This window comes from Acinetobacter sp. V89_4 (assembly GCF_029967875.1).
In the GTDB taxonomy this organism is placed as follows: domain Bacteria; phylum Pseudomonadota; class Gammaproteobacteria; order Pseudomonadales; family Moraxellaceae; genus Acinetobacter; species Acinetobacter oleivorans.
On record NZ_JASCAI010000019.1, the window covers coordinates 20,510 to 45,978 of the forward strand.

24 protein-coding genes are annotated in these 25,469 nt (G+C 41.0%); 4 read left to right on the forward strand and 20 right to left on the reverse strand.

Features of this window, described 5'->3' with window-relative positions; translation table 11 throughout:
- Positions 1–113: 113 nt before the first annotated feature.
- The 6 genes from QLG01_RS06990 to QLG01_RS07015 all read right to left on the reverse strand — a co-directional run bounded on the left by QLG01_RS06990 (position 114) and on the right by QLG01_RS07015 (position 7,232).
- On the reverse strand, positions 114–1,139 hold the full coding sequence (locus QLG01_RS06990; RefSeq protein WP_282496094.1) for an enoyl-CoA hydratase/isomerase family protein: 1,026 nt from the start codon (positions 1,137–1,139) through the stop codon (positions 114–116).
- Positions 1,140–1,151: 12 nt separating this feature from the next.
- The gene (locus QLG01_RS06995; RefSeq protein ID WP_057085473.1) at positions 1,152–1,925 is read right to left on the reverse strand and encodes an enoyl-CoA hydratase; all 774 of its coding nucleotides are present in this window, start codon (positions 1,923–1,925) and stop codon (positions 1,152–1,154) included.
- A 21-nt stretch (positions 1,926–1,946) separates the two neighbouring features.
- Positions 1,947–3,074, reverse strand: coding sequence for an acyl-CoA dehydrogenase family protein (locus tag QLG01_RS07000; RefSeq protein ID WP_282496095.1), 1,128 nt, complete (start codon positions 3,072–3,074; stop codon positions 1,947–1,949).
- 11 nt (positions 3,075–3,085) lie between these two features.
- Entirely contained in the window at positions 3,086–4,735 is a 1,650-nt protein-coding gene (locus tag QLG01_RS07005) for an AMP-binding protein (protein ID WP_282496096.1), read from the reverse strand.
- A 77-nt stretch (positions 4,736–4,812) separates the two neighbouring features.
- Positions 4,813–5,703 carry a 3-hydroxyisobutyrate dehydrogenase gene (mmsB, locus tag QLG01_RS07010; protein WP_282496097.1) on the reverse strand — a complete coding sequence of 297 codons (891 nt, stop codon included), beginning with the start codon at positions 5,701–5,703 and terminating at the stop codon, positions 4,813–4,815.
- A gap of 11 nt (positions 5,704–5,714) precedes the next feature.
- The gene (locus QLG01_RS07015) at positions 5,715–7,232 is read right to left on the reverse strand and encodes a CoA-acylating methylmalonate-semialdehyde dehydrogenase (protein ID WP_151767853.1); all 1,518 of its coding nucleotides are present in this window, start codon (positions 7,230–7,232) and stop codon (positions 5,715–5,717) included.
- Between the two features lie 166 nt (positions 7,233–7,398).
- On the opposite strand from QLG01_RS07015, the gene QLG01_RS07020 reads away from it, so the two are divergent.
- Positions 7,399–8,280 carry a LysR family transcriptional regulator gene (locus tag QLG01_RS07020; protein WP_282496098.1) on the forward strand — a complete coding sequence of 294 codons (882 nt, stop codon included), beginning with the start codon at positions 7,399–7,401 and terminating at the stop codon, positions 8,278–8,280.
- A gap of 57 nt (positions 8,281–8,337) precedes the next feature.
- Here QLG01_RS07020 and QLG01_RS07025 read toward each other — a convergent pair whose 3' ends face one another.
- The 5 genes from QLG01_RS07025 to QLG01_RS07045 all read right to left on the reverse strand — a co-directional run bounded on the left by QLG01_RS07025 (position 8,338) and on the right by QLG01_RS07045 (position 14,503).
- A complete protein-coding gene (locus tag QLG01_RS07025) occupies positions 8,338–9,765 on the reverse strand; it encodes an amino acid permease (protein WP_081399393.1) in 1,428 nt (475 codons plus the stop codon).
- A gap of 377 nt (positions 9,766–10,142) precedes the next feature.
- Positions 10,143–11,582 (reverse strand): amino acid permease, encoded by a 1,440-nt coding sequence (locus QLG01_RS07030; RefSeq protein ID WP_282496099.1) that lies wholly within the window; start codon positions 11,580–11,582, stop codon positions 10,143–10,145.
- A 161-nt stretch (positions 11,583–11,743) separates the two neighbouring features.
- Positions 11,744–12,103, reverse strand: coding sequence for a RidA family protein (locus tag QLG01_RS07035; protein WP_000071347.1), 360 nt, complete (start codon positions 12,101–12,103; stop codon positions 11,744–11,746).
- A gap of 10 nt (positions 12,104–12,113) precedes the next feature.
- Positions 12,114–13,217 (reverse strand): alanine racemase, encoded by a 1,104-nt coding sequence (alr, locus tag QLG01_RS07040; RefSeq protein WP_282496100.1) that lies wholly within the window; start codon positions 13,215–13,217, stop codon positions 12,114–12,116.
- A gap of 20 nt (positions 13,218–13,237) precedes the next feature.
- Positions 13,238–14,503, reverse strand: a complete 1,266-nt coding sequence (locus QLG01_RS07045) for a D-amino acid dehydrogenase (protein WP_282496101.1) — start codon at positions 14,501–14,503, stop codon at positions 13,238–13,240.
- Between the two features lie 136 nt (positions 14,504–14,639).
- Here QLG01_RS07045 and QLG01_RS07050 point away from each other — a divergent pair, with 136 nt between their 5' ends.
- Positions 14,640–15,107 carry an Lrp/AsnC ligand binding domain-containing protein gene (locus tag QLG01_RS07050; protein WP_001247568.1) on the forward strand — a complete coding sequence of 156 codons (468 nt, stop codon included), beginning with the start codon at positions 14,640–14,642 and terminating at the stop codon, positions 15,105–15,107.
- Between the two features lie 40 nt (positions 15,108–15,147).
- Here the strand turns inward: QLG01_RS07050 and QLG01_RS07055 are convergent, their stop codons facing one another.
- Positions 15,148–16,293, reverse strand: a complete 1,146-nt coding sequence (locus QLG01_RS07055; protein ID WP_282496102.1) for a heparan-alpha-glucosaminide N-acetyltransferase domain-containing protein — start codon at positions 16,291–16,293, stop codon at positions 15,148–15,150.
- A gap of 74 nt (positions 16,294–16,367) precedes the next feature.
- Between QLG01_RS07055 and QLG01_RS07060 the strand changes: the two genes are divergently transcribed.
- Complete coding sequence (locus QLG01_RS07060) at positions 16,368–18,458, forward strand: TonB-dependent siderophore receptor (protein WP_282496103.1); 2,091 nt, start codon at positions 16,368–16,370, stop codon at positions 18,456–18,458.
- 45 nt (positions 18,459–18,503) lie between these two features.
- Here the strand turns inward: QLG01_RS07060 and QLG01_RS07065 are convergent, their stop codons facing one another.
- The 7 genes from QLG01_RS07065 to QLG01_RS07095 all read right to left on the reverse strand — a co-directional run bounded on the left by QLG01_RS07065 (position 18,504) and on the right by QLG01_RS07095 (position 23,946).
- Positions 18,504–18,884: a nuclear transport factor 2 family protein gene (locus QLG01_RS07065; RefSeq protein WP_282496104.1), complete on the reverse strand. Its 381-nt coding sequence runs from the start codon at positions 18,882–18,884 to the stop codon at positions 18,504–18,506.
- Between the two features lie 25 nt (positions 18,885–18,909).
- The gene (locus tag QLG01_RS07070; protein WP_004706008.1) at positions 18,910–19,290 is read right to left on the reverse strand and encodes a ribonuclease E inhibitor RraB; all 381 of its coding nucleotides are present in this window, start codon (positions 19,288–19,290) and stop codon (positions 18,910–18,912) included.
- A 127-nt stretch (positions 19,291–19,417) separates the two neighbouring features.
- The gene (locus tag QLG01_RS07075; protein ID WP_282496105.1) at positions 19,418–20,083 is read right to left on the reverse strand and encodes an RluA family pseudouridine synthase; all 666 of its coding nucleotides are present in this window, start codon (positions 20,081–20,083) and stop codon (positions 19,418–19,420) included.
- Positions 20,084–20,193: 110 nt separating this feature from the next.
- Positions 20,194–20,895, reverse strand: coding sequence for a DUF1003 domain-containing protein (locus QLG01_RS07080; protein ID WP_023274344.1), 702 nt, complete (start codon positions 20,893–20,895; stop codon positions 20,194–20,196).
- 80 nt (positions 20,896–20,975) lie between these two features.
- Complete coding sequence (locus QLG01_RS07085; RefSeq protein WP_282496106.1) at positions 20,976–21,479, reverse strand: DUF2867 domain-containing protein; 504 nt, start codon at positions 21,477–21,479, stop codon at positions 20,976–20,978.
- A 485-nt stretch (positions 21,480–21,964) separates the two neighbouring features.
- Positions 21,965–23,164 (reverse strand): MFS transporter, encoded by a 1,200-nt coding sequence (locus QLG01_RS07090; protein WP_282496107.1) that lies wholly within the window; start codon positions 23,162–23,164, stop codon positions 21,965–21,967.
- A 197-nt stretch (positions 23,165–23,361) separates the two neighbouring features.
- On the reverse strand, positions 23,362–23,946 hold the full coding sequence (locus QLG01_RS07095) for a TetR/AcrR family transcriptional regulator (RefSeq protein ID WP_282496108.1): 585 nt from the start codon (positions 23,944–23,946) through the stop codon (positions 23,362–23,364).
- Positions 23,947–24,264: 318 nt separating this feature from the next.
- Here QLG01_RS07095 and QLG01_RS07100 point away from each other — a divergent pair, with 318 nt between their 5' ends.
- Positions 24,265–24,966, forward strand: a complete 702-nt coding sequence (locus QLG01_RS07100; RefSeq protein ID WP_282496109.1) for an SDR family NAD(P)-dependent oxidoreductase — start codon at positions 24,265–24,267, stop codon at positions 24,964–24,966.
- A gap of 196 nt (positions 24,967–25,162) precedes the next feature.
- Here the strand turns inward: QLG01_RS07100 and QLG01_RS07105 are convergent, their stop codons facing one another.
- Entirely contained in the window at positions 25,163–25,465 is a 303-nt protein-coding gene (locus QLG01_RS07105) for a hypothetical protein (RefSeq protein ID WP_282496110.1), read from the reverse strand.
- Positions 25,466–25,469 lie beyond the last annotated feature (4 nt).

The window sequence follows — 25,469 nt, forward strand, 5'->3', positions numbered from 1 at the left end:
TCCTTTTTAGATTTTCTTGTTTTATCTTTTTTATGCTTATGACCAGCCCTGACCATAAGCATTTTCAGGTCTCGCTTTATCTCCTTAAGCTTTTTATGTTTTTGTAATGCGGTTTAGCTCAATTTTTCTAAAATTGGCTCAAATTTCGAATTACGTTCTTGCCACTGCGGTTGTTTGTCTTTATCGACAATGAGAGCACGGACACCTTCAATAAAGTCACCATGCTCAAACCAAATATCCTGTAAATCACGTTCAAGCTGCATACACTGCGGTAAAGAAAGCCCACGGCCTAAATGTTGCAGTTTCAAACTGGTTTGCTTGGCTATAAATGAGCGCTGCTGCAAAATACTAAGCATCTTACTTGCCCAAGTTTTTAAGCTTTCATCTTGTTCATTTTCAAGACTTTGCTCGATTTCATCTAAATGCTGATATCCGAAGTGTTTACGAATACCTTCTGCCAACTGTTTGAGCTCACTTTCAGCAGGACGAGTAATAAATCGGGTAATGATGTGTTCAATTCCCTCTTTAGTTAAACTTGGTGCTTCAACGAGAGCATCTTGCAAAGCTTGTAACTGCTCGCTTGGCACATGGTAGTCAATTAAATCGAGGTAAAGCGCATCACTACTGCTGATCTGCTCACCCGTAATGGCCATATAAACACCAATATCATCAAGACGAGACAAGAAGTGTGTTGCACCAACGTCTGGGAAAAAGCCAATTGCTGTTTCAGGCATAGCAAATCTGGACTTTTCGCTGCTCACCACAATGTGACAAGCCTGAGCCAAGCCAAAACCGCCACCTAATACATAGCCATCAAGTACAACAATGACTGGCTTTGCATATTCACGCAGTACATTCAGCATTTTATATTCGGCACTAAAATAGCCTTTGTAGTCGGCCGTGCCATTTTTATAACTGTCATAGAGATAGCGAATATCACCGCCTGCACAGAAGGCCTTTGGGCTATTTGATTTGATTAAAACGGCCTGAATAGCAGCATCATTTCGCCACAGTTCCAATTGGGCACCAATACTTTTGATCATATCTAGCGACAATGCATTGAGATGAGTCACACGGTCTAAGGTAATGACGCCAAGCTTACCTTGTCGCTCAATCATTAAGTGATTTTCTGTATTCATTTTATTGATCTCTTATTGATTTTTAAAATTTGGCTTTCGTTTTTCAACGAATGCCTGCATTCCTTCTTTTTGGTCAAATGTTGCAAATATTGAATGGAACATACGTCTTTCAAAACGCAAGCCTTCAGTAAGGTTTACTTCAAAAGCTCGGTTAATGGTTTCTTTAAGCATCATGTTTGCAGTTAAAGAGCGTGCCGCAATTTTTTCAGCTGCTTGCAAGGTTTGTTCAAGTAATTCTTCTTTGCTAAACACACGTGCGACTAAACCACTTTGCTCTGCTTCTACAGCGCCCATTTGACGAGCGGTAAAACACATTTCCATTGCTTTGGCTTTACCAATGGCATGGGTTAAGCGTTGAGTGCCACCAATACCCGGAATTACCCCTAAGGTCACTTCGGGTAAGCCAAACTTGGCGTTGTCGGCACAATAAATAAAATCACACATAAGCGCCAATTCACAGCCACCACCTAACGCATAGCCACTCACCGCTGCAATTAGAGGTTTACGGCGCTGTGCAATACGGTCTGCAAGATGGAAAAAGTCATCAAAATAAATATCAGGAAATGCTAAATCAGCCATTTCTTTAATGTCTGCACCTGCGGCAAAAGCTTTTTCAGAGCCTGCCAATACGATGCAACCAATTTCGCGGTCTTTTTCGAGCTGATCTAATGCCTGATTAATTTCACTAATTAATTCGCTGTTTAAAGCATTGAGCGCTTGAGGGCGATTTAATATAATCAGTCCAACCCCATTACGCTTTTCTAATAAAATACTTTGCCACTGCATTATTTATTCCTTGTTCTGATTTTATAGACTACGTGTAATCACTAAACGTTGGATATCGCTTGTGCCTTCGTAAATTTGACAAATACGCGCATCACGATAAATACGTTCAATTGGGAAATCTCTGAGATAGCCATAGCCACCAAACACTTGTAGCGCACTCGAGCACACACGCTCAGTCATTTCTGAAGCAAATAACTTGGCCATTGAAGCTTCGTTGAGACACGGTTGACCTGCTTCTTTTAAACGCGCAGCGTAGTGAACCAGTTGTCTCGCTGCTTCAATTTCAGTTGCCATACTGGCAAGGCGAAAAGCGATGGTTTGATGCTCAAAAATTGGTTTTCCAAAAGTAATACGTTCTTTGGCATAACGAGTTGCTTCTTCGAGCGCCGCACGTGCTAAACCGACTGCTTGTGCAGCAATACCAATACGTCCACCTTCTAAATTGGCAAGAGCGATTTTCAAGCCCTCACCTTCTTTGCCAAGCATGAGGCTTTTATGGATACGTACATCGGTCAGCGCAATCTGACACGTATCTGAAGCATGCAGACCTAGTTTTTCTTCAACACGAATCACTTCATAACCCGGAGTTTCACGTGGGACTAGAAATGCACTAATGCCTTTTTTACCCGCGCTCGGATCAGTCACTGCAAACACAATAATGACACCCGCATTATCACCCGAGGTAATAAACTGCTTGGCACCATTTAAAATGTAATCATCGCCATCTTTCACCGCTCGGGTTTTAAGAGCTGCCGCATCTGAGCCAGTATGTGGTTCGGTTAAAGCAAAAGCACCGATCATTTCACCTTGCGCCAGAGGTTTTAAAAAACGCTCTTTTTGCTCATCAGTACCAAATTTTAAAATAGGCACACAGCCAACCGAGTTATGTACACTCATGATGGTTGAGGTTGCGCCATCTGCTGCCGCAACTTCTTCGAGGGCTAGTACATAGGCTAAGTTACCAGTGTCAGAACCACCCCATTGCTCTGAAACAAGCATACCCATAAAACCGAGTTGCCCCATTTGAGCCAAGGTTTCCTTTGGGAATGTCCCGTCTCGATCCCAATCGCTGGCATGAGGCTTAATTTGTTCTTGGGCGAAACTTTTCGCCATATCACGAATGAGTAATTGTTCTTCGGTAAATTGCATTGTTATTTCCTTTACCCTGCTTTAGCTTGTTGTTTAGCAATTTCTTGATTACGCAATAAAAAGCGCTGAATTTTACCACTTGGAGTTTTAGGTAATTCACTCACAAATTCAACTAAACGTGGGTACGCATGTGCAGAAAGTCGTCTTTTAACAAATTGGCTGAGCTGTTCAGCAAGTGCATCTGAAGGTTGAGCATCCGTAGCTAAAATTACAAATGCCTTAACCACTTCGGTACGGTCTGGGTCAGGCACACCAATCACTGCAGCCTCAACCACTGCATCATGTTCGAGTAAAGCGCTTTCCACATCGAATGGCCCAATCCGATAGCCCGATGTGGTGATTACATCATCGCTACGGCCAACAAAGCTCATGCTGCCATCGGCATGTAACTCGGCAGTGTCGCCAGTTAAATAGTAATGACCAACAAATGGTGATTTTCGGCTTTCTTTATAGCCGCCGAACCACATCATTGGAGACTGGCTAATGTCGACTGCTAAAATTCCTGGGGTGTCCGCTGGAAGCTCTTCACCTTGTTCATTGACAATCGCAACACGGTAGCCCGGACTTGGGAAACCTGCTGAACCGGCATGAATTTCATGTTTTAAACCATGATGATTACACACCACCATGCCCACTTCAGTTTGCCCATAGTGATCATAAATCGGAGCATCAAGCACTTGTTTAAACCAGCGAATCACTTCTGGGTTAAGCGGCTCGCCTGCGCTGCTCACTACACGGAACTGCCCTCTTAACGGCGCCATTTGTGCTGGATCAGCTGCCATCATCATGCGGTAGGCCGTTGGTGCCCCTGCCAAGTTGTTAATTTTATAATCTTTCACAATTTGGCATAGGCTATCCGTGCTGAAACCACCTTCATAGAACAAAGTAGCGTGGCCCAAAAATAATGGCCCAGTAATCGCGTAGTACAGGCCATATGCCCAACCTGGATCGGCAATATTCCAGAATGAATCTTCTTCGGTTAAACCAATGGCATCTTGCATATATCGACCAAAGGCAATCAGTGCTTTTAATGGCACTTCCAAGGGTTTAGCAGGACCTGTAGTACCTGAAGTAAACATGAGCAAGAAAGGATCTTGAATGCTACGCATCACCAGATCGCATTGATCGGACTGCTGTTTCACTTCATTCCAAAAGTTAAAATCGCCTGCTTTAAGCGGAGTACCTTGTGCGTCGGCCACCGTCACAATTGCAGGGCAATTTTCAATTTCATCAAGCTTGCTACGGTTGCCCATATCGGTCACCACCAGCTTACTTTGTGCAAGCTGAATACGGTGCTCAATCGCTTTTGGGCCAAATGCAGTAAATAGTGGTTGATAGACGGCACCAATTCGCCAAGCTGCAAAAATCGTCACGACCAGTTCAGGTGTTCTTGGTAATAGACCTGAAATACGGTCACCTGCTTTCACACCTTGTGATTTTAAAAAGTTAGCAAATTGACTCGACCATTCTTTTAATTCACGGAAGGTATATTGCTCTTTTCGTCCGTCTTTTCCTTGCCAATACAGCGCAATTTTGTCGCCATCTGCATGTCGATCACAGCATTCATAACAAGCATTTAAGGCATCAAGTGAACCTGATAACATCTGTTTTGCAGTACTTTCCAAATCGAAAGCCTGTGCAGCATTTTGATAATCCATCATATCTTTTCCCTCAGTCCGGATTTGTTGTTATTCACGACAGGGTTTAATGTGTTTAAAGCCATCCTTTGGCTTTACCGTTACGCCTCTTGTGGCAGGTATTGCTGAATAATGCTCGAAAAATCGAGATTGGCATTCCCGCGCATGCACATTTGCTGATAGAGCTGCTGTACCATGCCACCTAATACAACTGGCTGTTTGACTTGGCCCGCGGCCTCTACAGCGAGTCCTAAATCTTTTAGCATCAGCTGAGTCGCAAAGCCGTCTTGGTAGCCTCGAGATGCTGGCGCATTTTCATTAATATGTGGCCATGGGTTACACACATCCGAGCTCCAGCAACGACCACTTGAGGTGTTAATAACGCCTGCCAATGCTTGTGGGTCGATGCCCAACTTCACACCAAGTGCCATACCTTCGGCAACAGCAGCCATTGAAATACCCAAAATCAGGTTATTGCAGATTTTGGCAATTTGACCTGCACCGACATCACCACAATGAACAATATTTTTGCCCATGTGACTAAGCACAGGTTTTACTTCATTAAAGGTTTGCTCATCGGCACCCACCATGAAGGTTAGAGTTCCTGCTTGGGCACCAATGGTTCCACCAGAGACGGGTGCGTCACAGATTTTAATATTTTTGCTATGTGCAACAGCGGCAATGTCTTTAATGGTTTGTGGGTCAATAGTACTGCTATCAATGCATAAGCTACCTGCTTTTAGCACTTCCAATACACCATTTTCACCCAAGTAAACTTCTTTAACGTGCTTGGCCGCAGGTAGCATGCTAATGACCACATCAGCTTGTTTTGCTGCTGCCTGTGGGCTGTCGCATACTATGCCACCTGCCTCGGCGAAGTGCTGAATAGCAACTTCACTGAGGTCATATCCGTAAACTTTGATTCCGGCTTTAAGTAGGTTATGGGCCATTCTGCCGCCCATATTCCCTAGACCGATAAAGGCGATATTCATCCGTGATCCCCTTAACGTAAACTAATGGTTGTATTTACACCGCCAACTTCATGGCTATCTTCAAACCAACGACTGGTAATGGTTTTAGTTTGGGTATAGAACTGTACAGCTTGTTTGCCGTATGGCCCCAAATCACCAAGTTTTGAACCTCTTGAACCCGTAAAACTAAAGAAAGGCACTGGCACAGGAATTGGAATGTTGATACCGACTTGGCCAACATCAATTAAGTTTTGGAAAGTACGTGCAATCGCGCCACTTTGTGTAAATAGACCTACACCATTACCAAATGGGTTGGCATTGATTAAAGCAATCGCTTCCTCAAGGGTGTCTACACAAATAATGGAAAGTACAGGCCCAAAGACTTCTTCTTTATAAATACGCATGTCGGTATTTACGCCGCTAAAAATCGTCGCGCCGACAAAGTTGCCCGATTCATAGCCTTGAACTTGAACATCACGGCCATCGAGTAGCAACTCTGCCCCTTGCTCAACACCGCTATTAATTAAATCAAGTACACGCGCTTTGGCACGTTTTGAAATGACTGGGCCAATGTCAGTATTTGGCTCATGGCCTGCGTTTACTTTTAAGGTTTTCGCTTTTTCAACTAACTCTTGAATCCACTGTTTACTTTCACCCACCATTACCGCAACCGACAGTGCCATACAGCGTTGCCCCGCTGCACCAAATGCTGCACCGACCAAGGCATTTAAGGTTTGCTCTTTATTGGCATCTGGCATAACAGCCACATGGTTTTTTGCACCCATCATCGACTGCACACGTTTGCCATGTTGTCCTGCAAGGTTATAAACATGCGTTCCAACAGCAGTTGAACCTACAAATGAAATCGCTTTAATGTCTTTATGTGTACACAGACGGTCAACCACTTCTTTACCGCCATGCACAACGTTCAGCACACCTGCTGGAATGCCTGCTTGAATCGCAAGCTCGACTAGCATCATGGTTGATAACGGATCTTGTTCTGATGGTTTTAAAACAAAGGTATTGCCGCACACGATTGCCATTGGGAACATCCAAAGTGGAATCATGGCAGGGAAGTTAAACGGCGTAATACCCGCACAGACACCCAAAGGTTGCTGCAATGTGTAAGTATCTACACCACGCGCAACACCTTCAACATATTCACCCATTTGCAAAGTGCCTATTGAACACGCATGTTCAACCACTTCTAAACCACGTTGAATATCACCTTCTGCGTCGGCCAAAGTTTTGCCTTGTTCAGCCGTTAGGACTTGTGCAATTTCCTTCATGTTGGCACGGATTAAGTCTTGTAACTTAAGCATGATGCGCATACGTGCCTGAATTGGGGTCTGACGCCAAGAAGCAAAAGCATCTTGTGCAGCTTGAATAGCAGCGTCAACTTCTTTAACCGTTGCAAATGGTACACGACCAATCACTTCCTGAGTTGCAGGGTTAACAATGTCTTGCCATTCCTGTGTTTCAGATTCGATAAAATTTCCGTTAATGAGTAATTTAGCGGTTTCCAATTCGATTTTTTGGATTGTGTTCATAACCTCTCCGTAGGCCATATTTTTATTGTGTTCAATTATTAGAAAATACTTCTTGATCGTATTTTCTTTATTCCAGTTTCAATTGAGACTAGCAAAGAAAACTTTGACCACCAACGGAAATTCATGCACGATTGTTGTGCAAATATGCACAAGGATGACAACAAAAATGAAAGTGGATTGGGATCATCTACATTTTTTTCTGGTTTTAGCTCGGACTAAAACGCTGACCAACGCTGCGCGGATTATTGGTGTCGAGCACAGTACAGTAGCTAGACGGATTCAGGCACTAGAACTTGCTTTGGGTACAACGTTGTTTAAGCGTGAAGCGACTGGTTATGAGTTGACACTCGAAGGGATGGCACTTGTTCCTCGAGTTGAGCAAATGGAACAAGCTTTCTTACAAATTGAGAAACCACATCAACCTTTGCAAGGTCGTGTGCGAATTGGCACACCTGAAGGTTTTGGCACTGCGTTTTTAGCCCGTTTACTGGCTGAGTTCTCTATTCAATATCCACTGCTCACCATCGATCTGATTCCAGTACCGAAAATGATTAAGCTCTCCCACCGTGAGGCAGACATTGTGGTGTCAATTGATCGTCCAACGTCTGGGCCCTACATCATTACGCGGTTATCAGACTACTGCTTAAAAATTTATGGCAGCCAAAACTATCTGGCGCAAAACCCACCCATTCGTGGTTTAGAAGATTTAACCCAACACCGTTTTGTTAACTATATTGATGATCTGGTGTATAGCCCTGAGTTGTACTGTTTAGAACGGTTACCCTTAAAGCTTAATGCCAACTTCCGTAGCAGCAGTATTTTAGCCCAACAAATTGCGGTGAGTGCTGGTGCAGGGCTTGCGATTTTGCCAAAGTTTTTAGCAGATGATAAACCAGAACTTAACGTCGTTTTAGAGCAGCAAGTTCGCTTTACTCATACCTTCTGGATGCTGACTTTTGTTGATTTACAGCATGAACCGCGCATTAAACTGGTCTGGGATTATTTGCGTAAACAAGCCGATAAATATCAGCATTTGTTGGTTGATTAGAGAGTGTAAATAAAAAAGCCAATCACGGATGATTGGCTTTTTTGAAATTAGTAATAATTAATCAAAACTTTCTTGGCCTAGTTTTTTCATGCGTGGTTTATAAAACACATGATAGCTAACGCCTAAAACAACTAGCCATAATGGACTAACATAGAGTGCTTTTAATGTATCTGGCTCTAGTGCCAAAATCACTAAAGTGAACAAGAAAAATGCAATGACAACATACGCCATCAACACCCCGCCCGGCATTTTAAAAGTCGATTTAGCATGTAACTCTGGACTCAACTTACGGTAACGTAAATAGCACGCCATGATCAGAAGCCATACACTAATAAAGAGAATCACACAAAGTGAACTTGCCAAAGTAAATGCTTCCATGGTGTTTGGAACAAAGTACTGAAGCACTGCCCCACCCATAATGAAAATACATGAGAAGATTAAACCATTTGAAGGTACGGCACGTTTTGATAAACGCCCCAATGCACTTGGCGCCTGACCATCTTTCGATAAACCGAACAGCATACGACTGGTTGAAAACACACCGCTGTTCATTGAAGACATCACTGAAGATAGTACGACCAAGTTCATGATGATGGCTGAAACTGGAATACCTGCATTTAAGAACAACTCAACAAATGGACTTTTATCTGCACGAATGTGATCCCAAGGTGTTACTGACATCACCACAAAGAGTGCTAGGACATAGAATAGAATAATACGTACAGGAATCGCGTTAATTGCCTTCGGTAGATTTTTCTCTGGATCTTTCGTTTCAGCGGCTGTTGTACCAATCAATTCGACGCCAATAAAGGCAAATACGGCAATCTGGAAACCTGCCAAAAATCCGCTTACGCCTTTTGGAAATATGCCACCATGCGACCACACATTACTTACACTAACAACCTCACCATGCGGAGCTTGAAAATGAGTGAGGATCATGTAACCACCGACTCCAATCAGGCCAATAATGGCCAAAATCTTAATGAGTGCGAACCAGAATTCAACTTCACCAAACAACTTCACCGTAAGAAGGTTAAGCCCTAAAATGAATAGTACACAGCCTGCACTAATCATGGCTTGTTGTGTTGGTGAGAAACTGGCGCCTTCGGGCAGCCAGAAACTTAAATAGTTAATGACCGCAGATAAATCTGCAATACCGACCAGTACCCAGCCTAACCAATAGGTCCAACCTATATAATAACCAGCCCATGGGCCAATCAAATCATATGCCATATCGACAAATGACTTGTAATGCAAATTAGCGAGTAGTAATTCACCTAATGCACGCATTAAGAAAAAAAACATGCCACCAATTAACATGTAAATCACGAGAATTGAAGGACCAGCGAGGGAGATGGTTTTGCCCGAGCCCATAAATAGACCGGTTCCAATTGCACCGCCAATTGCAATCATTTGTAGATGGCGATTATTTAATTTCCGTTGTAAATGATCAGGGGAGCCTGCCTCATCGGGATGATGAACCATTGTCATATTAGAAGTCCTTTTTATATTTTGCTTAACTTAAAATCAGCAACCTATAGGGAGAAAAACGAACCGTATATCGTGGGTTGCTGAGTCTATACCTCAGGACAAGATGTTCAAGTATATTTTTTCCTTAATTGATAAATCGTTTGTCCTGTTTTTTTAAGTCACATTATTTATGTACTGCCTTCACGGCAATTTTAATTAACATATCTGGATTCTCCAGATTAGCCGGAGTGTAGCATGTGATAATGCTAGATGTCGCTTTTACGCCCCCCTCTAAACTGCTCTATTGAGTTAAAAATAAACAACATTATTCCGATAAAAAATCGAAAGAAAATAAAAAAAGCCAATCATGTTTGATTGGCTTTTAATAAAACTTAATGATCGTTGACGAGTTCGCGTCCTAGTTTTTTCATGCGTGGTTTATAGAGCACATGATAGGTAACACCTAAGATAACTAACCATACTGGACTGACATAGAGCGCTTTTAATGTATCTGGCTCAAGTGCCAAGATGACTAAAGTGAAAAGCATAAATGCCAAAACGATATAGCTCATCCAAATGCCACCGGGCATTTTAAAAGTAGATTTTTCATGTAATTCAGGACGTAATTTACGATAGCGTAAATAGCACACCATGATAAGACTCCAGACACTAATGAATAGAATCACACAGAGTGAACTTGCCAAAGTAAATGCTTCCATGGTGTTTGGAACAAAGTACTGAAGTACTGCCCCGCCCATAATGAAAATACAAGAGAAAATCAAACCATTTGAAGGTACTGCACGTTTTGATAAACGCCCCAAGGCACTTGGCGCCTGACCGTCTTTTGATAAGCCGAACAGCATACGACTGGTTGAAAACACACCGCTGTTCATTGAAGACATCACCGAAGACAGTACCACCAAGTTCATGATGATAGCTGAAACAGGAATACCCGCATTTAAGAACAACTCAACAAACGGACTTTTGTCTGCGCGAATATGATCCCAAGGCGTTACTGACATCACAATAAAGAGTGCGAGTACATAGAACAAAATAATACGTACAGGAATCGCGTTAATTGCTTTCGGTAAATTCTTCTCTGGATCTTTGGTTTCAGCAGCCGTTGTACCAACCAGTTCAACCCCTACAAAAGCAAACACGGCAATCTGGAATCCTGCCAAGAAGCCTTCTGTACCTTTTGGAAATAAACCGCCATGCGACCAAACATTGCTAATGCTTGCAACAGCGCCTTGTGGAGCTTGGAAATGGCTGAAAATCATATAGCCACCCACTCCGATCAGGCCAATAATGGCTAAAATCTTAATGAGTGCAAACCAAAATTCAATTTCACCAAATAGGCGTACAGTCAGTAGGTTAAGACCCATAACAAACATTACACAACCTGCGCTAATCATGGCTTGTTGCGTTGGCGAAAAGCTCGTGCCATCGGGCAGCCAGAAGCTCAAATAGTTAATGACCGCTGAAAGGTCCGCAATACCCACCAGCACCCAACCTAACCAATAGGTCCAACCCAAATAGTAACCGGCCCAAGGACCAATCAAGTCATGAGCCATATCAACAAAAGATTTGTAATGCAGATTTGCAAGGAGCAACTCGCCCATTGCCCGCATTAAGAAAAAGAACATTCCTCCAATAATCATATAGATTAAAAGAATTGAAGGACCAGCGAGGGAGATGGTTTTGCCCGAACCCATAAATAGGCCGGTTCCAATTGCACCGCCAATTGCAATCAGTTGTAAATGACGGTTAGACAGTTTTCGTTGCAGATGATCAGGAGAGTTTTCCGTATCTGAATGACGAGCCGTTGTCATATTAAAATTCCTTTTTGAATTCCTTTGTTAAGATCAGCAACCTATGGCGAAAATCGAACCGTATGCCATAGGTCACTGAATCTGTTCACCAAAAATGACTGGATAAACCGTATCTATCTTCCTTCTGTTAGATACATCATCATTTTTGGAGTAAAAACGAATTACTTTTGTGCTGCCGTCACGGCAATTTCAATTAACCAATCTGGATTGACCAAATCGGCCTGAATTGTGGCACGCGATGGAGCAACACACCCTTTTAACCAGTCAACCCAAATTGCATTTACGGTTGAAAAGTCAGAAAGATTTTTCAAATAGAGCTGTGCAGAGAGCAAGCGAGATTTGTCGGTATTGGCTAATGCCAAAAGTTCATCAATCGTTGCAAGAATTTCACGAGTTTGGCCTGCCACGTCTTGCTCGGTATTTTTAGGTACCTGACCTGACAGATAAACCACTTTGTTAAAAACAGTCACGGCGCTCATGACTTCGTTAGTGTTAATCTTTTGTATATCTGAATTCGACATTCGGATTTCCTTATACCTGATTAATAAATTGAACACGGGCGGTGACAGCACACATCAGTTCATAGCCCACCGTACCGGATGAAACTGCGACATCATCAATAGGTAAAACGACGCCTGTACTTGATTGGCCCCAAAGCACAACTTCACTGCCGACTTTGGCACTCTCAATGCCCGTTAAATCGACTGCCAACATATCCATGCTGACGCGGCCAATTGTACGAGTGAGGACAGAGTCCACTAAAACAGGCGTACCTGTTGGTGAAATACGCTGATAACCATCGGCATAGCCGCAAGCCACAATCCCAATCATCATAGGTTGCTCTGCGACAAAGTTTGAGCCATAACCTACGCTTTCATTCGGTTCTAAATGCTGAACGGAAATAATTTCGCTGCGTAAGCTCATGGTCGGTTGTAAGCCCCAGTCCGCAATACTATGCGTCGGGTAGTCTGGCGAGCTGCCATAGAGCATGATGCCGCTACGCGCATAATCTGATTTGAGCTGGTCTTGATAGCGCAGAATTGCTGCGCTATTACTTACTGACCTTTCACCCGGTAAATCTTTAATAATTTCTTCAAATGCAGTGATTTGATAATCAATGCCTTGCTGGCCGAAACGATCGCCATCTGCATCTGAAAAATGCATCATGTGCGTAATCTTGGACACATTTGCCAAGCTATTTAAACGTTTCCATGCCTGAACATAGTGCTGTGGTTTAAAACCAAGGCGGTTCATACCACTGTTCATTTTTAGACAAACATCAAATTGAGCTGGATAAGGATGCTTTTCTACCCACTCGATTTGCGCTTCACTATGAATGGTGAAACTGAGTTGATACTGCACACAATCAAATAAATCTTGAGGAGAGAAAATCCCTTCGAGCAACAAAATTGGACCTGTCCAACCTAGAGCACGAATGCGTTTTGCTTCATCAAGATCAAGTAAGGCAAAGCCATCTGCTGCTTTAAATGCTTCATAAACACGTTCAATTCCGTGTCCATAAGCATTGGCTTTTACAACGGCAAAGACCTTACTGTTTGGCATAGCCTTGCGTACCACCGCCAAGTTATTTTGTAAGGCTTGACGGTGGATCACTGCGGTAATAGGACGAGGCATGATTACTTTCCTAACGTCCGTTATGCAGCATGCGCGTGTGAATAACGCTGAATTGAAAGGCCATCGGTACTGATTTCAGTCTTATGATTCAATACGATGTCACTAATTAATTTTCCTGAACCACATGCCATGGTCCAACCTAAAGTACCGTGACCTGTATTCAAGAACAGATTTTTAAAGCGAGTCGCGCCAATAATTGGAGTGCTGTCTGGTGTCATTGGACGTAGACCAGTCCAGAAAGATGCCTGTGCCATATCACCGCCTGGGAACAAGTCCTGAGTGACCATTTGCAAAGTTGCACGGCGGTCTTCGTTCAGACCTAAATTGAAACCACTTAACTCAGCCATACCACCTACGCGAATACGTTGGTCAAAACGAGTAATCGCGATTTTGTAGGTTTCATCAAGCACCGTAGATTGCGGAGCAAAAGCTGGGTCAGCAATTGGAATCGTCAACGAATAACCTTTCACAGGATATACAGGCAACTGTAGATCAAGTGGTTTCAAGAAATCACGTGAATAGCTACCAAACGCTAAAACATAACGATCTGCTGTTAAGACCTTACCATTGACCTGAACGCCCTTAATTTCATCGCCTTCAACAATCAATTTTTCTACGTTTTGGTTGAACTGGAAGTTAACACCCAACTCTTTAGCAATTTGAGCTAAAGCATTGGTAAATAAATAACAGTCACCTGTCTCGTCATTTGGTAAGTGTAAACCACCAACGAGTTTATCTTGCGCATTTGCCAACGCTGGTTCTACACGGCCAAGTTCGTTGCCATTTAATAACTCGTAGCTTACGCCGCACTCTTGTAGCACGCTAATGTCGCGTTGAACCGCTTCCATTTGCGCTTCTTTACGGAATAACTGCAAAGTACCTTTAGCGCGGTTTTCGTAATTAATGCCTGTATCTTTTCTAAGTTCACGTAAGCAATCACGGCTGTATTCAGCCACACGCATCATACGTTCTTTGTTTACAGCATAACTTTGTGGATTACAGTTTTTTAGCATTTGAGCCATCCACTGTAACTGCCACATGCTGCCATCTAAATTAATCGCAAGCGGTGCGTGATGTTGGAACATCCACTTCACAGCTTTAAAAGGGATTCCTGGTGCTGCCCAAGGGGTCGAATACCCTGGCGAAATTTGACCTGCATTACCAAAGCTTGTTTCTTCAGCAGGACCTGACTGACGGTCAAGAACAGTGACCTCAGCTCCTTGTTGAGCTAGATAATAGGCACTTGCCACTCCGATAACGCCGCTACCTAATACAATTACGCGCATTTCCATTCCCTCACGCACACCAGTTTATTTAACTAGTATATTTCTGCTTCAATAGTTTATTTCACTGTTTTTCAGGGTATAATCTAGGTAAATTTATGTTTTTCTCGCGAGAATTTTAAAAAAAGAGGAAATATCTATGCGTCCCTTAGATCGTATAGATCGCATGATTCTGGACATTTTGCAGCGCGAAGGACGAATTGCGATTAGTGAATTGGCATCGAGAGTCAACCTCTCTACCACCCCTTGTTCAGAGCGTGTAAAACGCCTTGAGCGCGATGGCATTATCATGGGTTATTACGCCCGTCTAAACCCAGCTTACGTAGACCGTAACCTGCTCGTCTTTTTAGAAATTAAGTTATCTGCCAAATCTGGTGATGTATTTGATCAAGTGGCCAGAGATTTAGTTGAGATTCCTGAAGTGCTCGAATGTCATCTTATTTCAGGTGAATTTGACTACCTTGTAAAAGCACGTTTAAAAGAAATGAGCGCATACCGCCGCTTATTAGGCGATCTATTAAAGAAACTCCCCGCATCGGCATCGTCACACAGTTATGTGGTCATGGAAGAAGTGAAAGAAACTTTATATTTAGATGTAAGCAAGTAAAGCGAGCATTATTGAACTCGCTTTACTCACATTTTAGAAATTAGAAATATTTTAAAATCGAAATATGTTTATTTTGATGTTTGAATTTCGAGAAACATTTAACCGCTGGGTAGAGTGCAAAAGACAGCACAATTGTGATTAACCACAACATCCACACATGGCTGACCGACAAATAATTTCCGTAGTTGGCTCCCCATAGACTGAGTGCAAACATATACATCAGTTTCAGCACATATAAATGCAATAAATAAAAGAACATCGGCACCGAGCCAAACACCACCAATGGTTTTAAAAACGAGTGCTGCTGCATACGTTCAAAAGCAACCAGCACAAGCAAACCAATTCCAACATTCAGCAAAATAAATAACAAAGACGGTGGATACTTGGTGAGGTTAAAAAAGCTCATGAGGCTCAGTTGTAATGACTCAAAATGTTGCCACGGCTGGTCACCATAGACGTTGATAAAACGCAGTAAAACAAATAACCCAATACTTGCTAAACCAAGGCTGAGTAAAGCGCGGCCTCTTTGCTTTGCTGTATATTTTGAACTAAAGAACTGACCTAAAACGTAGCCTAATAAAATTACCCCAATCCAAGGTAAAACAGGGTAACTTGTGCGAAGCTTAATACCCGCAAACTCAAGCCAGCTACGTTCATGTAAAACAAACCATATATTCTGTAGGATGCCTTGTGAAAAGTGCACAGAATCTAATAAGTTGTGCCCAAAAATAATGACCAACGCTACACCAGCAAGAACTGGCAAAGGCAAACTTACACAACAAGCTAGCACCACCATGCTAATACCGATCGCCCAAATCACCTGTAAGTAAATGACTTCGGGTGGAAAAGTCGCTGTCCATGCAAAATTCACAAGCGTAAGCTCTAATACAATCAAAAATAAGCCGCGTTTTAATAGAAAAGCACGTGTTTGCTGTAAATTTTGTTTTTTTGACTGAAATAAAAATGCAGAAATCCCGGTTAAAAGTACAAAAACCGGAGCGCAAATATGTGCTAATAATCGACTGCCAAATAATGCTGGTTCTGTTACTGTTACGTCCATTGGGTCAGTAACTTGTTTATGTAAATAGAATGTTTCTCTTACATGGTCGAGCAACATAATCAGGATGACCAAACCACGCAATGCATCAATCGACTGTAAACGTTCAATATTTTTTTCTATAGGCATAGCGGTAATAAATAAAATAATGTAACGTTATACTATTACATTATAGTTCTTTTGTCTTTCATGGCTGATTATTTATGCAACATAAATTAGGATTGTTGTCTTCATTAGGGTTATCTTTTATATCAACATTCTCTTGGGGAGACGAAACCTCAACAGTACTTGAGACCATACGCGTTCAGGCTGAAAGTACCCAAGAAAGTGTGAGCCAAAATAGCTCGGCGACTAAATTTTCTCACGATGTTTTAGATGTCCCTTTTAACCGTGCTTATGTTTCAAAACAAATGATGGAACAACAAGACGTTCAACGGATTGATGACGCATTAAGCTTGGTGAGTGGGGTTTTTCATCAAAACAGTTTTGGTGGCGGCTTTTGGGATAACTACTCTTTCCGTGGTTTTAGTACCGATCCCAATTTAGGTGCTTCTATGATCCGTAACGGCTTGAGTGTCAACCGAGGGATTAGTGCGCCAAAAGATGTCGTAAATATTGAATCTTTAGAGTTCTTAAAAGGGCCAATGGCTGCGCTATATGGTCGCGGCGAAACTGGTGGTTTGCTTAACCTCAACAGTAAAAAACCGCAGTGGGAAAGCGAAAGTGAAGTTAACCTACGTGCCAATACCCAAGAACAATATCGAATTAGTCTAGAACACACGGCGCCAATTAACGATGAACTGGCCTATCGTGTAGCAGTGGCTCACGAAGATAACCAAAGCTTCCGTGATCATGTCAGCAGTGAACGCTGGTTCTTTTCACCACAGCTCACATGGAAAATTTCAGACCAGACACAACTCGACTTTGATAGTGAATTTACAGAACATAAAGGAACCTTTGACCGTGGTGTCAGCACAGTCAATCACCAGTTTGTGATGGACCCGAAAACCTTTACAGGTGAACCTGACGACGGCGATTTGAAAATAAAAGATTACTTTTACCAATTACGTCTGAGTCACGAATTTAACCCTGACTGGAAGCTAAATAGTGCAGTCAGCTATAAAGATGCCAAAATGGTCGGCTTTGCAACCGAACCTCGTCGTATGCAAGCCGATGGCCGTACTTTAGAGCGTCAACGTCGCTATCGTGATTATACAAGTCAAGATGTGCTGGCTCAGACAGAGTTACTTGGCAAGGTTGATACTTCGTGGGCGCGCCATGAAATTTTACTTTCAACCGAGCTTGGTCAACTCGACTATAAACAAAACCAGCTTCGTCGTAATCACAGTGCTAGCATGCCTAACACAATTGATATTTACCAACCTGAATATGGCAAATATTTACCGAACTTAGCTCCGTTTACTAATACCAAAGAACAGCAGCGTTACTTTGCGCTTAATGTACAAGACCAGATCTTTTTTAATGACCAGTGGAGCGTGCTATTTGGTAACCGTTTTGATCAGGTCGAACAAGACTTTAAAAATCACCTGACACAGACTGAAAGCAACCAGACACTTCATCAAAATAGTCCGCGTTTCGGAGTAAATTTTAAAGCCTCTGACCAATGGGCGTTTTATAGCAACTATGGTCGCTCATTTGCCATAAATAGTGGCATGAACCGAAATGGACAAACTTTCGCTCCTGAAAAAGGCGAAAGCTACGAGGTAGGCACCAAATATAAAATAAGCGACCAAAGTGTACTGAGTGTTGCTCTGTTTAAAATGAAAAAACAAAATGTACTGACAACTGACCCAATTGACAGTAACTTTCAAACTGCAGCAGGCGAAGTGAGCAGTAAAGGAATTGAGTTTGACTTAAATAGCCAAATCAATGACCGTTGGTTCATCAATGCCAACTATAGTTATACCGATGCACAAATTGAAAAAGACCAAGACTTGCCAAAAGGCGCTCGTCTGAGCAATGTGCCAAAACACCAAGGTGCAGTAAGCACCAATTATGAATTTCTACAAGAAGGTTCAACAAAAGCAGGTGTAGGTGCCAACCTTACATATGTCGGTGAACGCAGTGGACATAATCTTGATAATGGCTTTAATTTACCAAGCTATACCCTCGTGAACTTAAATGCTTACTATGCCCCATCTGACCGTTTACGCTATCAACTGAACGTAAACAACTTATTTGATAAAACTTACTATGTTTCAAGCTATAGCGATTTGTGGGTTCAACCGGGTGAGCCACTGAATGCTTCAATCTCCGCACAGTGGAAGTTTTAATTCATCTATAAAATAAAAAAGCCCGAATTATTTCGGGCTTTTTTATTAGAACATGCCATTTTCATTCACAAGCTGTTCAGGCTGCATTTGCCCGATGTCCCAGAGCTCAGCAATTTTTCCATTTTCAAAACGGCAAATATGAACCACGGCCACAATGGTAGGTTTGTCATTCATTTGCATTTCAAGTTTCGAATGCACGGCGACTAAAGTCCCATCTTCAATCACATGCTGAACATCAAAGACTTTATTGGGATTTTCAGCCGCGCTTTCACGCATACCTTCCTTCAACGAAGTTGCATCACCCGCATAATAAGGATTGTGATGCTTGAAGTTAGGCGCAGTGTAATTGCTGTAGGCTTCATCAACTTCGCCTGCTGCGGCAAGTTCTAAAAACCGTACCGCAATTTGTTTTTGAGATAAGTGCATGAGTATCTCCTACTCTTTTTAGACCTTATTGTAAGAGGTCGTCTTCTTCACTTTCTTCCTCAAAGACATAGGCCATACAGCCCCATCCGTCATATTCGCCCTGAAATTTTTCAGCGATGCTGGCAAACCATTGCTCCAAGTCAACAATGTCTGAATACTCAGGTTCCATATTCACAAAAATGGTAATTACCCATTCGTTTGGCTCAACAGAGTCATCTTGGAAAAGTGAAACTTTTTGTTCTTGGTAAAGTAAATAGAGTGCACATTGCTCTGCATTCTTTTGATCTTGAAAAGCAATAGAAAATTCAATTTCATGCAGCTCGGTTAAATCATCCCCATCTTCAGCCATTTGCCAAAGTACATTGCCGTTATCGTCATCTGGAAATTGTTCGTAGTCACGAGTCATAAAGTGATCCTTGTTGTTGTCGCAGTATTAATATTATTCGGACTTAGAATACCCGACTTTTATTGCAGTTTGGGTATATATTCCGTTCCCAATTGCATCAAATTGAATTTTTAATTGTATGTAAATTTTAAAAAGGCACTTGGGATTGAATGACTACATCTGTGCCTTTCAATGGATGCTGAAAAGCCAGATAGGCAGCATGTAAAGCCATACGGCTTAAATGAAAACGTTTAGGTTCAGGGTGATACAGCTTGTCGCCCATAATCGGGTGTCCAATGTGCATCATGTGCACACGGAGCTGGTGCGAACGGCCTGTGACTGGTTCAAGTAACACTCGAGTCTGATCTGTTTTTTCGTCATAAGTGAGAGGCTGAAACAAGGTTTTAGCATGTTTGCCCAATTCAAAATGTACAATTTGTCTTGGGCGATTTTCCCAGTCAGTAATGAGCGGAACTTCAACACTACCCTCTTCTGTGATTTGGCCTTGCACCAACGCAATATAATGCTTTTTGACTGTTCTGGCCTGAAACATTTTACTTACCGCGACTTCTGCATCACGGTGCTTGGCAAACATAAGTAAGCCCGACGTCGCCATATCTAAACGATGCGTCACTTTAGCCAAAGGGAACTTTTCCAGCACCCTTAAATAAGCACTGTCATGATGCTCAGGTAAACGACCCATCACCGACAACAAACCCGCAGGTTTATCAACCACAATTAAATCGTCATCTTCAAATAAAACTGAGAGTGGATCTTGTGGCGGAGCATAAACAAAGTTGTCGTTTAAAGGCATGGTCGTAGAAATAGCAAGGGAGCATGGCGGCAGATCATAAAGAAATTTCAGGCCTACCGCAAAGCAATCTATAAGCTCTCATCATGTTCCACGTGAAACTCGAAAAATCTTTATCGCTTTTTATTCATTTCAGCTAAAAGATCGAGCTGAATTTCTTGAATATGTGCAAGCCTTTCCCACTGATGCGATAAAAGATGATCCATTTTTTCATGTAAATGACGAATCTCAAGCTCAGCTTTTAAATTAATTTGATAGTCATGTTGCGAACGTAAGCGATCTTTGGCTTCTTGACGGTTCTGACTCATCATAATGACAGGTGCCTGAATTGCAGCCAAACATGACAAAATCAGGTTAAGCAAAATAAATGGATAAGGATCAACAGGATGCACCACCATCACTACGGTATTAAAAAGGATCCAAGCCACTAAAAACAGCCCAAAACAAGTTAAAAAGACCCAACTTCCACCAAATGAAGCTATTTTATCTGCTAACTTTTCACCCAAAGTCCAATTCTGATCGAACTCTGTCTCTGTATTACGAGTAATGAGTTCATGCCGTTGCATACTACCAATTACTTCATTCTCCAAAGTGGTTAGCTCCCCCTTTTCTGAACGTAATAGGGACTGCACATATTTAATACGGTAGTCCGCCAAATCAGCACGACAAATAAAAGTTGAAAAAGACCACTCTGGATAATCTTTCAAGATTTCTTCACCAATGACATCTCGAATGACTTCACCAGAGACCAGATCTTTCAAGGGAAAACTCTTTCCGCATACGGCGCATTGGCGATACTGATTTTTATTGTCCATATTATTCAGCCCATTATTATGATAATAAGATTAGTATATAAACGATTTCGGCCTAACACATCGTAAATAAAAATAGTGCTCTAACCCAATATCTGTAAAGTTGCTGGTACTATTTTTCGGTGGGCAGGAATCACAGGCACCATGTACAGTCTTCCAAGCCAATTTTTAATATGTACTACTGTGGTTATGGTGAGTACTTGGGTATCTTCATTTTTATAAACAGATAAAGTCACATTTAAGTGCTTGTCATCGTCTCCAATCACTAACTCATTTTCGGTACGTTGTCGTAAGGTAAAAATTCCAATTCGGTCGCCTGCGACATACTCATTTTCTTTTTTATTCGAATCAATTTGCTTAAAACTTCCTAAATCTTTAAGCCCAATTTTTGAAGTAATTTTATTACGCACATTCATGCTCCACTCTATCCACTGCGGAGTATGCCGGAACAATTTAATGAGCTGCCCAAATACATTCAGGTCGGGCTGACCCAGCACAATACTCCACGAGTCGTGGAAGTAAGCATTGTTCAATTGAGATGAGATTTGGCTGTCGGTAGGTAAAGCAGAAAGATAAGGCTTATTCATGAATTATATTCTTGTAAAGTATCGTTTTTATTATAGAGAATTTTTTAGGGTGTCAAGGGAAACCATCTATGGTTTACTTCAACAATTATAACTTTGTAAGTTAGAACCTTTTGCCTATAAACTTTTGATCTATAGCGTCCTAAGCCGAATCGAGACCTTTTGGGTGAGTACACACTAACGTTATACGTTTTGGTGCATGCTACTCTTTTCGATCCCTATCACACCCTTGAGATATAGTTTAGCCAGCACCCTGCGGGATTGTTTTTCTAAGAAAAGCGAATTTTTAATATTTTTGGGAATTTTTACGCCATTCAGCAAATTTAAAAGAATTTATTCCCATTTACTCATAACTAGTTATATTTAAATTCCATTTTATTTGTATTTTTCGGTTTATTTTACCAAAACATTAACTGTTTTTGACAAAAGTGCATCAAACTATAAAAGTAAATTACCCTTCATTTTTAGTCATGAAGGGCAAAAGTCTTTTATGAAGAAATAAAACCATGTTTCCGAGCATGGTAAACAGTAAATAACCCAATCAGGGCAAAAGCCAGCATAAACCACGAAAAAGAAGCTGCCCCAAAACTTTCAAGCAGTCCTCCGCCAATCATTCCACCAAATGCGATAGCAAGGTTAAATACCGTGACCAACATAGACTGCGCTACATCTGCTTGGTGACCCGCAGTATTTGCCAAAGCTGTTTGTAATAATGTCGGAGCCCCACCAAAAGTAACTCCCCATAACACAACACCCGCCAGTACAACAAAACTTGAAGAACTATAAACACCCAAAAGTGCCGTTGCGATAGCAAAGAGAAATAAGCTTAAAAGCGTTATTTTTCTTAATGAACGGTCGATAAACATGCCTGTAATGAGAATGCCGACAATTGAAGAAATGCCGAATATAAACAGGATAGTCTCAACTTTGTATGTATGCCCTGTCGAGGCCAAAAAAGGTGAAATATAAGTATAAAGAATGCTATGCGCCAATATCCAAAGGAAGACGACTGCTAAAACAGCTCTAATGCCCGGCATTAAAAGAACTTTTAAAATGGGCAATCTTTTTTGTGCTGACTGCCCTGCAAAATCAGGAATACTAAAACGAATCCAGACAAATAAAATTAATGCCAATAAAGACATAATCCAAAATACGCCACGCCACTCAAACAACGTTCCCAACCATGCACCCAAAGGAACACCAATTGATAAAGCAATAGGTTGGCCAACCCCAGCAATTGCTAAAGCTCGTCCTTGATACGATGTAGAGACCATGCGTCTTACATAACCTGCTAAAAGCCCCCAAATAACACCCGCTGCCATCCCTGCAATAAAACGAGCAATCAAAGTCAGAGTATAGTCATTTGATAAGGCAGTAATCGCATTAAATAAAAGTAACCCTGCAATAGCACTGAGTAATAAGGGTCTCCGATTCCAACTACGGGTAAGGCTAATAAGCGGTATTGCGGCTAAAACAGAACCTAAGGCATACACGGCTATAAGCTGCCCCGCATAAGCTTCTGAAATATGTAAGCCTTGACTGATTTGAGGCAAAAGTCCTGCTGGCATGGTTTCTGTCATGATGGTCAGAAAGCCTGCAACTGTAAAAGCCAACAGTTTCCAAATCGGTAATTGAGTAGAGAATTCTTCAGTTAACTGATGAGATGTTTCATTACTCTTAATATTCATAAAGCTTTACTCTCAAATTTTTTTGCAGAGTACTTACTCTGTTCTGCATCGCTATAAGCTTGTTTTATCAGGTTAGGATGGGAAGACATTTGTTCTCCATATGAACTAAAGTCATTATTACGGAATGACCGTTCCAATTTAAGTTAAATAAAAACCTTAACTATTCAGCTCAACCATAGTTAAGGTTTAAATGAGTTTTATAAAACGTTTAAAGCAACCTCGACCACATCCATTAAAGATTGCTTTCTTTGTTCAAGCGGGCTGCCTTTTCCCAAAACACGTAATCCTTGAATAGTATTTACAAAAAAACTTGCTAACGCGCGTGGGTTTTGGGTAGAAGGAATTTCACCAGACTTTTGAGCTTTAATGAATAAACTCTCTAAAGCATGTTGTAGTTTCTGTAGGTTACTTACAACAAATTGAGCGACATCTTCATCATGGCCAGCCAGTTCTAAACATGCATTTGCGACAAGACACCCTTTGTGTTCTGGGTCACTTAGCTCATCTTCAACAATATTAAGAAGTAACTGTCGAATAAGTACTTTCGCAGAACCTGAACCAGACAACAACTTCACATTATTTAGTGTAGTTAAAAGTTCATAGCGCTGTAACGCTTTTTGATAAAGACCTTGTTTGTTTTGAAAAGTGCTGTAAAGGCTACTTCTAGATAGTCCCGTACCATCAACTAAGTCTTGAACTGAAGTTGCAGCATAACCGCGACGCCAAAAAACCTGCATTGCAGCATCAGCAATTTCATCAGTTTCAAATTCTTTAGTTCGCATAAAACACACTTATTAGGAACGATCATTCCAATTAATTTATGATAGGAAGATAGAGAAGTCAAATTAAAAAATTATTTTATCAGCAAAGATTTTTTCAATTTGAAAATTGCGACTCTATATTTTTTATAAAATTAAAAATATTTAATAAAAGCTATGCCAGCTGGACCATTCAAAACCAACTGACTTAATTAGTATTTTTCATATTTTTGTCTTGTTCTTTCTGCATTATTTTTAGATTTAATTTTTTCGCTTGAATACATTATAAAAACATATTATAAACTATTTCTAACCAAATAATTGGTTTTTTGGAACTTTATAATGAACAACAATATTATAATTTTTGGTTATGGAACAGGTATTTCCAAAGCCGTAGCACATAAGTTTGGTAAAGAAGGCTATAAAATCGGGTTAGTGGCACGTAATACTGAAAAACTCGAAAAAGCCATTTTAGAACTTAAAACACAAGGTATTGAAGCTTACGCTTTTACATGTGATTTAGCGGTTCTTGAAGATATACCAAATCTTATTAATCGTATTAAAGACCGATTAGGAGAGATTAAAAATATCCATTGGAATGCTTTCCATGATATTGAAGGCAATATCTTAAAAACCCCTCCACTAGAGCTTACTAAAAGCTTTCATATTCGTGTTTCGAGCTATATTGCGACCGTGCAAGCTTGCTTAGGTGATTTAGAAAAGAACCACGGTAGTATTTTATCGACAAACGGAATTTTTGCTTTTGATGCAGTGGGTATCGATTTAGTTGCTAAAGAATATTCATCATTAGCAACTACGGCTGCCGCTCAATACAAAGCCACCAACTTGCTTGCTCATAGTCTCGCTGACTCAAATGTTTACGTGAGCCAAGTGATTGTAAATGGTTTTATAGATGGAACTCCTGAAGCGAAAGATAAAACCTACACGGTGCATCCAGAAACGGTTGCGGAGCAGTTCTGGTATTTACATCAACATAAACAAGAAACAGTTTCTCTTTGTGGAGAAGCAATTCAAGCTGCTTAAATAATTTTCTTATGGTAGAAGAAGCGTAATTTATTACGCTCCTTCTACTTTTTAAATTTATGCTTATAGAGTGCAAAATTATTTAATTATTTTTCTTCCCATACAATTGGAAATTTTTCTGATTTAGACACATTGCCAATCATTGCAGAGAAAATGGCTTGGCATTCTAAATTGATTTTTTTAACTGAACTGATATCTATAGGTTCACAGCTTCTATTATCATTATTTGTGCAGAACTCTCTACAGATACCTCAATTTGATTATTCTCGAATCTATCGACATCCACATCTAATATTTGCTGAGGATCAATCATATTTTCACAAATGAACTTTTTTGATGATGATTTTTTTATTTTATTTAAAACGTCCTTATCTTCAATTTTCATAGCAAAATTTAATTTTTCATTACTTTTCATAATATGATCTATTGTGAAATTTGAAATTTTTTCACTACATCCAGTTAAAAAAATTACTCCTGTTAGGTAAAGAATTTTTTTCATTTAA